General features: G+C 58.1%; 8 protein-coding genes. 4 read left to right on the top strand and 4 right to left on the bottom strand.

Features of this window, described 5'->3' with window-relative positions:
• Positions 1 to 181: 181 nt before the first annotated feature.
• On the top strand, positions 182 to 361 hold the full coding sequence (locus AC0L3K_RS40020) for a hypothetical protein (RefSeq protein WP_129276010.1): 180 nt from the start codon (positions 182 to 184) through the stop codon (positions 359 to 361).
• A gap of 1,574 nt (positions 362 to 1,935) precedes the next feature.
• Here AC0L3K_RS40020 and AC0L3K_RS40015 read toward each other — a convergent pair.
• Positions 1,936 to 2,097 (bottom strand): Flp family type IVb pilin, encoded by a 162-nt coding sequence (locus AC0L3K_RS40015; RefSeq protein ID WP_473368146.1) that lies wholly within the window; start codon positions 2,095 to 2,097, stop codon positions 1,936 to 1,938.
• A gap of 554 nt (positions 2,098 to 2,651) precedes the next feature.
• Between AC0L3K_RS40015 and AC0L3K_RS40010 the strand changes: the two genes are divergently transcribed.
• Both AC0L3K_RS40010 and AC0L3K_RS40005 read left to right on the top strand, forming a co-directional pair.
• Complete coding sequence (locus AC0L3K_RS40010) at positions 2,652 to 3,215, top strand: hypothetical protein (protein WP_473368145.1); 564 nt, start codon at positions 2,652 to 2,654, stop codon at positions 3,213 to 3,215.
• Positions 3,216 to 3,472: 257 nt separating this feature from the next.
• Entirely contained in the window at positions 3,473 to 4,042 is a 570-nt protein-coding gene (locus AC0L3K_RS40005) for a hypothetical protein (protein WP_473368144.1), read from the top strand.
• 203 nt (positions 4,043 to 4,245) lie between these two features.
• Here AC0L3K_RS40005 and AC0L3K_RS40000 read toward each other — a convergent pair whose 3' ends face one another.
• Both AC0L3K_RS40000 and AC0L3K_RS39995 read right to left on the bottom strand, forming a co-directional pair.
• Positions 4,246 to 4,470, bottom strand: coding sequence for a DUF6894 family protein (locus AC0L3K_RS40000; protein ID WP_473368143.1), 225 nt, complete (start codon positions 4,468 to 4,470; stop codon positions 4,246 to 4,248).
• 241 nt (positions 4,471 to 4,711) lie between these two features.
• Entirely contained in the window at positions 4,712 to 4,957 is a 246-nt protein-coding gene (locus AC0L3K_RS39995) for a PilZ domain-containing protein (protein WP_354128193.1), read from the bottom strand.
• Between the two features lie 458 nt (positions 4,958 to 5,415).
• Between AC0L3K_RS39995 and AC0L3K_RS39990 the strand changes: the two genes are divergently transcribed.
• Positions 5,416 to 5,664, top strand: coding sequence for a helix-turn-helix domain-containing protein (locus tag AC0L3K_RS39990; protein WP_473368142.1), 249 nt, complete (start codon positions 5,416 to 5,418; stop codon positions 5,662 to 5,664).
• Between the two features lie 164 nt (positions 5,665 to 5,828).
• Here the strand turns inward: AC0L3K_RS39990 and AC0L3K_RS39985 are convergent.
• A partial coding sequence (locus AC0L3K_RS39985; RefSeq protein WP_473368141.1) for a S8 family peptidase occupies positions 5,829 to 7,309 on the bottom strand: 1,481 nt, incomplete at its 5' end.

Genomic DNA, 7,309 nt, shown 5'->3' with positions numbered 1-7,309 from the left:
ATTGGGTGGCCGCTTTCGATCGGAATCGCTGGCCGCCTTCCGTCGGAATCGGTGGCCGCTTTGCCTCGGATTCCGCAACTGCGTCGGTCCAGCGACCCGAACCTAGGAAAGTTCGGCGTTTCGCTCTGTTCGCTTTCACACCTTGGCAGTACAGTTCCCCTCGGGGAACGGAGTAGCTGCAATGAAAGACATGCAGGTTCAGTTGGAAAAGCTCCGCACAGATGCCGCCGAGTGTGCCCTCATCGGTGATCTGGCGACCGACCCGAAGAAACGAGAGCTGTTTACGAGGCTGGCTGATCACCTGACGGTTCTCGCCTCAGAAGTTGAACGCGCAATCGCGGACAGCGTGAAGCACAATTGATGGAGATAGACGGCGGCGGCCTTTCGAGGATCCGGTGAGAATTGGCGGTTCCGGGTTTCCGGGTTTCTAAGGCTGTAGGGGTGGTTTTTGATTCGTATTTCCCTGCCACGGCTTCGAGTGCTCATGCTCAGCAATCCACTTGACCGCGTCGCCTTCCGAAATAAAGCCCTTGATTACTTCCGTTTCGCCATCGGGCCACAGAATATCGACCCCCCAGCCAAGTCCGGGATTTTTCCGAGCCATGAAAATTGGTCGCTGCTCGAACATCCGGCGAATATGCGCCTATGGTGCCCAGGTTCAAGCCAGCTATCCTGCCGCAATCAAACTATCGCACACTGCCCCCGCATCCGCCCGCCAAGCCGGGCCGGTTCGCTTCATGTGCAATGTCTAACCCCCGACGCGCAGTAGCTCGCGCGCGTTCCGGGGCGCTCATTGAGAGCGTGAGGCTGCTTGGTCATCCAAGGTTCAGGGAGGAACGCCTAAGCTTGGTTGGCGGGGATAGCCTCCGCTGGAGTAGCATGGATGAAATTCAAACTTACTCTTGCCGCCCTAGCCGTTCTCGGTGGGACCGCATTCACAATTGCAACGGCATCGGCAATGCCAGTTGCTCCGCTGGGACAATCCAACAACGTCGCGAACGTTGAGACAGTAGCCCTGGTGTGCGGCCGGCACGGATGTGTCCGAACTCGCCCGGTCTATCGTCCCGCCTATCGCCGCGGCGTAGTCGTCGTCCGTCGGCCTTATGCCCATCGATACTATCGGCGCTACTGATTCAGAACTTTCGTTCACGCGAAAAGCCCTGCCGGCGTAAACCGGCACACAGGAAAAGCCGCCAACTGAGGCGGCCTTACTTCTAGGTGTTCCGCTTATAAATACACGCGCAGGGAACAAACGAAGATTTATTATTATCGCGATCTGTTCTCGCCCGGAGAACAACGGGCCCGCCAGCGCGAACCAGGGCCGGTGCGTTGCTGGCCCGCCCAATTGCTTCACTCTCATCCACGCGGCCAATGGTGGCCGATTGGAGAGCAATCATGAAGTGCCCGAATTGTATCGACGGCTTCGTTCTGGTGATGCGTCCGCTCAGATGGGGGCGCCCTATACCGCCACAACCTGTCTGCTCGGCGTGCCACGGCACAGGGCACATGCGGGAGGACGATCAGACGAAGCCTCAGAAGGCCTAGAGAAGCACTAGGCCGAACCGGCGGGCCACTTACGCTGGGATTTTAGCTAGCGAGAAGCTTTCACACGCGCAGCATCTAGATCCGCCCTTATCTGCGGCATTGCCGCACCAGCGGGTTCTCTACTTGGGGGCGGCTCGTTGAGGTCTCGCGCCCATGGTGCCCCAGAACCAATTGCTGACGAAGAGCTGGAATCAGTTGAATGCGCGCAAGCTGAGACGAGGAGACCGCCGAGGGTCAGCGAACCTGCCCATATCAAGACCTGGATGCGCATGCCCATCCAACCGATTGCCCGAAGAATCGATCCTCAACTTATAGCACCAATTCGCCCCGGGAGAGAGGCCCGCCAGCGAACCGGCGGGCCTAGGCTTTTAATGCGCTCGAGCGGCGGCTTTACTTCAAGGAGCTGCTAATCGAAGTGAACTTGTCGTTCATGGTGGTGCCGAGGTTGTTGACCACGGTGATGATCGCCAGCGCGATCCCTGCAGCGATAAGCCCGTACTCGATTGCGGTCGCACCACTCTCATTTGCAACAAAGCGCTTAATCAAGACCATCTTCTGCCCCTGCCTAGGTTGGTAATACCGGAGATATACGGGACCCAATTTTTGATCCGGTAAATTGGATGATTCAAATCTCTCACAAATGCCTTAGATCTCCCGTGCTGAGAATTTCGGTGACCCACTGGTAAGCGCCGCCGGGCCGGGTTTTCGGCCGGGACAGCCGCAGGCGATGCCGGTCCCGTTTTCTGTGCATTCGGCGCCGGCGCTTCATTGTGCTCCCCGCTTGCCGTACTTGGCGATCTCGCGGAGCGACAAGCGGACGGCTTTCAGCCGCCGCATGAATTCGTCAGCAAGCTCACGTGTCATACCGGGAGGGACGTTCATCCACTTCCGTCTGGCCGCACTACGCTCCTCATGTGAACGATATGCTTGGACACGCGACATGCTCGCCTCCACAGCGCTGGATTGCGCCACGGAAGGGCGCGCCTGAGTCGGGGCGGGTCAAAGGGTGATGAGTGTCAATCCACCACTATTGTGGCTTGCACTCGAACGACGGTTGCAAGCAAATGACGACCCGTGCCGCTCCTGCAATTAGATGGACGTTTGGAATGAAGTTTCGTCTTGTCTTCGAAGGACCAATTCCTCCTAGGCAACAGACGAAGCTTCCGGTCGTGCATAACATCCGCCTTGGCTTCTCGCCGCAAATCGAAACTCTATGGAAATTCCCTCCATTATCGCTGGATCCTGTGAATTGGCTGAGACACCCGGGCGAGGACGGGGACTATGCAATTTTAGAGCAGCGTGGCAGCTCCGTCTTTGCACCGCTCATTTCCAAACGGAACGATCTTCAATGCGAATTGGAGGTGATGTTCTTGCGCCAGCAAGCGCCGGGCCAATTACTCGGCGACGGCGGAGACATCGATAACCGAGTTAAGACTCTCTTGGATGCACTATCAGTACCGCCCCAATCACAAGCAGACACCTTCTCGGCAGTCGGGCCGTCAAAACCAACCTTCTGCTTACTTCAGGATGACTCACTGGTCACAAAGCTCTCCGTCGAGACGGATCGCTTGCTGAGGCCTGCAGAGGATAGGTTTGATTTGCTCGCTATTCTTCAGGTCACAGTCAAGGCATCCAAAGTTACTTTTGGAACGCTCGGGCTAATGGGATGAAGCGCGTTTCCTGAATGTCGAAAGCTCAGACAAGATGTGTTTTCTGCGGCGGCACGCCTGTAACCAAAGGACATATTTGGCCTGAATGGTTGGATGCCTATCTGCCGCCGAAAGCTAGCCACCACATGGAAACCGTTGGAGAAATACTAACCTTCAAATACGAAGGAGCTGGACCAGCGCGTAGGGAGAAGCTCCGACAAGGGCACACAGGATCAAGAAAGCCGCGAAATACTTGCTTGAAGTGCAATGGGGGGTGGATGAGCCGGCTTGAACAAGCCAACATTTACACCTTGTCTCGTCTGATAACGGGAAAAAGTTGCCTCATAACTCCGATCGATCAGTGGCTTCTCGCGTCTCTTTTCTGCCTGATCACGATCCGGTTGGAATTCACTGACGTTCAAATGCAGGGGGTCCCGCGCGAGGATCGTTTTACCCTCATGCTGCGCGGCCATCCTCCGTTCAAGACGTGGCGCATTTGGATCGCTCAATACATTGGCGCGAATCCAGAAGATCATTGGAGCCGGCACTTCGGGTTGCAGATGGTCTCATCTCCAGACGACGCACCGAGACCGCATAAATGCAATACGCAAGTCACCACCATGGTGATCGGGAAATTGTGCTTTCACGCTGTCAGCAGCAGCGTGATGGGAGTCCCTCAGGGGTATGAAGGCGTCGACATTCATCAAATCTGGCCCACTAGCAATTTTGACATCGATAGCCGATCGCTTCCGGTTTTGGACGAAGCTCAAGTTATTCATCTTCATGAAGCTCTTCCTGCGTCATTGAAAGTAGTCGCACCGTCCCGACCTCCCGGATACGCCCGTTGAAGCGGGACTACCCGCTCATCCAGGCGCCGCCGTCGTGCCCGCCGCCCCAGAAGAAACCCGCGCCCGCGCCGCGGCTTGTCCCGCCGATAGATCTGCTCGGCGAAGCGGAGCATCATCATCCCGTATCGGTCGCGGAAAGCAGGTCGTCCCCGAGCTTCGCGACCTTGCCGCTGGCGGGCAGCAACAAACCTCAACGCCGCCTGCTAGTTGGTGACACTACCAACTCCATGCCGCGCGATCTCGGCACCGGAGGCGTCGACCACGATTACGACGGTGCCCGCATCACAATCATAATCGGGATCGCTGGCGATATCCCGAGCGACACGGGCGCCGTATTGGACTGCTAACTCAGGGGAGCGAAATAGTTCCCCCACAGGGTCCGCCTGTGTCTCGCCGTTGTGAAAAATCCGGAAGTAGTAACGTCGCATAGCCGCGGCCCTCGTCCTTAGGCTGCGATCATGCCAATACGTCGGGACGGTCCGCACCTGTCAAAAACGACAGGGTCCTGGGAAGCGGATCACCGGGCGCCCTCCTCACAGCACCCGCCGCGTGTGTCGTCATTGACCCGCAGCAACAACGCTCGATGCCTGCCGCTAGACAGCCTGGTAGCACTCCCCGACCTTGTCCCGCGGGGCACTTGGCTGGCACCGACAACCTACCAGAGCCGACTCAATCGGCTTTGAACACGACGCCGATGCGAGTATCACTGGACCAAACGAGACGACAATCTCGGATGATACGGTCTCTTTCCAACATCATCTTGAATGTGGCACGCATGTGCAGCTTCGTCGGTAGCTCGATCCCAGCGCCGTCCTCCGAGATGTTGAAAACGCGGCAACGTTGGCTGCCGCCATCTCCAAAAATGTATGCGACCAAGTCGACGTCCGAACGATCGATCTTCCGGCGATCCGACATGATTACTTATCCTTGAGTTGACGCGGCTGTCTCGGGTTCTTCATTGGTCGAAGCTATTTCAAGCAGTCTAAACTGCCTCGCGATCCGTGTTGCCAAGCGCGACCGCTCTTTGGCTAACTCTCTCTCATAGTCGGATACGTCGTGTCCGTCTGGCTTAAGGACCTCGATCAGGATTGTTTAGCTCTGAACATAGGTCACCTTGTCAGCGATCTCTCGCGTCAAAACAGCCAGCTCGTCATCAGTATTTGATGTCACGGCGATCTCCTTGGTCGGACTGATCACGCGCAGAAAGGCGCGATTTTGCATGCCCAATACTTACAGATCGTTACGCGGCCCCCTTGGACCGCCCTACAGGCGCGTGGCCAGTTCGGCCCTGGCCGAGCAAGCTGGGTGCAAGCGCAACCTCGCGACGTTCACGCTCCAAATCTGGAACCCATCATTTACCAGCATGCTATACGATGATGGTCCGCAGCGCTTCTGCTGGCATGAAATCGATGTCCAACAATCGACAAGAGATCCGCCCGTGGTCGCCCGACGAAGAAGCGCAACTACTTGCGCTACTCGACCAGGGCATGACTGCAACCGAGCTGGGCGAGCGGTTGGGTCGCAGTCGCCAGGCCGTCTACGGTCGGTTACAACGTTTCCGCAAGCAGCGAGGCCGAGTAAGCCGCACCAGCAAGCGCGCCTTCGCGCAATGGATCGGTTAGCCGGCGGTCTCCCTCCCCCTCCAGCGCCAGGCATGAGTTCGGCCCGGTGAAGGGAGCTGATCGGCTGCAAAATAGCCCTACGATAGCCCGTACTCGCGCTGCCAATACGAAATCAAAAGCGCCACGGCGATCTCCCCTGAAGCCACCGCGCTTGCTTCCAGACTTTAATGGGTCAGGACATCGTCAAACGCATGACTGACAATGCTCTGCAGGTCGCTCGCTTGCGGCGCTATTCCTGGGCTCGGCGCTGGCTCGGAATGCCCAACAAACAACGGAAGGCCGTCCCCGACAAACTGCCTGTCCATGCCAACCGGCTGCGCCAGACTAATCACGAAGTTCTGGATTTGCTCCGCGCGGTTCGCGTTGCGGGCCATACCGGTCACCATCGGATGGTGCGCCGCTACTAACGTCGCCAAACCTGTGATGTGCGGTGCTCCCATAGAGGTACCGTCCCATGCAGCCATGCCGCCCCCCGGCACAGAGCTGATGACGGCCACACCTGGACCGCAGAGTCGCACTTCCCGTCCACGGCAGGTGAACTTCGGTGCAAACAGTCCATTCGCGCCGGTCGTCATCCCAGGCTGCATCTGCGAGGGTGCCGTTTGGGCGTGATAGGTGTCAGGCGGGAAAGTCCCCGCTTGACCGAGGGCAGAGACACAGAGTGCGGTGTCCAGTCGCGCCGGGAATTGCACCGGCCCAGCACTGTTGCCGGCAGCGACGACGACGACAATGCCAGCTCTGCGTGCCTCACTCATCTGCTGAGCCACGCCCTCATTGACCTGATCGCTGCCCAGTGAACAATTTACGACGTCGATCTCGTGGTTCACGCAATAGACCAGCGCCTCGATCAAACTGTCGAACGCGCCGCCAGGGAACAGCTTGAGTACATGCACCTCAGCTTCGGGCGCGAAGCCGCGAATACCGTTGTTGCCATTGCCCGCGATCACCCCAGCACAATGCGAGCCGTGGGAGATGACATCGTTGCGCCAGGTGTTCGGGTCAGGGTTGTTGTTCGGATCAAGGTTAGTTAGATCAAGTCCAATTTTGATGTGCGACAGAGCGGGATGATTTGTGTCGCAACCGGAATCGATAATCGCAACCTTAGCCCCCTTCCCGGTCAAACTGGCGTCGCTGCCCTGCAGCCCCATCAAACGCTCACCCCATCCGACAAAGGGCTGACCGCGTCGCAGGTTGGCGCCGGGCCAGTTTTCCAGCGGCTGCAGTGTCACCAGGTTCTCGCTATCGCTGCGCAATGACGGCGATGGGATCCACCGCTCCCAGTAATCAGCAAAGGGCTTTACATAGAGTGCCGCAAGGTCGTCGACGGTACCACCAAAGAAGGTTAGCGTCGCCAGCCCCGCTCCATCCGTGGCCGCCTGAACGAAGCCAGCACCATACGCGCTGACCATCGCATTCACGACGGGACGGCCGTCACTGCCGAGTACGCGCACGTTCACAGGCACGATCGCGGTCGCAGCCGCCGGTGCGGGCAGCAGCGATCCGACATCGAATGGCACGGTGTCGCTCATGTGCTGAAGTCGCACATTCTCCTGCATGAATAGGGTGCTGCTAGCCATTGCCTGACGCTGCAGCTGAAGCCCTCGATCGACTGGCATGCTGGCCTTGACATAGCGCCCACCCAGCC

The organism is Bradyrhizobium sp. MI1.10, from assembly GCF_055811035.1.
This window is presented reverse-complemented; position numbering and strand designations above follow the sequence as displayed.

Bases quoted from the DNA above. Each gene is read 5' to 3' on its own strand.
- AC0L3K_RS39995 (WP_354128193.1), bottom strand. From the start codon at position 4,957: ATGTCGGATCGCCGGAAGATCGATCGTTCGGACGTCGACTTGGTCGCA.
- AC0L3K_RS39990 (WP_473368142.1), top strand. From the start codon at position 5,416: ATGATGGTCCGCAGCGCTTCTGCTGGCATGAAATCGATGTCCAACAAT.
- AC0L3K_RS40010 (WP_473368145.1), top strand. From the start codon at position 2,652: ATGAAGTTTCGTCTTGTCTTCGAAGGACCAATTCCTCCTAGGCAACAG.
- AC0L3K_RS40000 (WP_473368143.1), bottom strand. From the start codon at position 4,470: ATGCGACGTTACTACTTCCGGATTTTTCACAACGGCGAGACACAGGCG.
- AC0L3K_RS40015 (WP_473368146.1), bottom strand. From the start codon at position 2,097: ATGGTCTTGATTAAGCGCTTTGTTGCAAATGAGAGTGGTGCGACCGCA.
- AC0L3K_RS40005 (WP_473368144.1), top strand. From the start codon at position 3,473: ATGAGCCGGCTTGAACAAGCCAACATTTACACCTTGTCTCGTCTGATA.
- AC0L3K_RS40020 (WP_129276010.1), top strand. From the start codon at position 182: ATGAAAGACATGCAGGTTCAGTTGGAAAAGCTCCGCACAGATGCCGCC.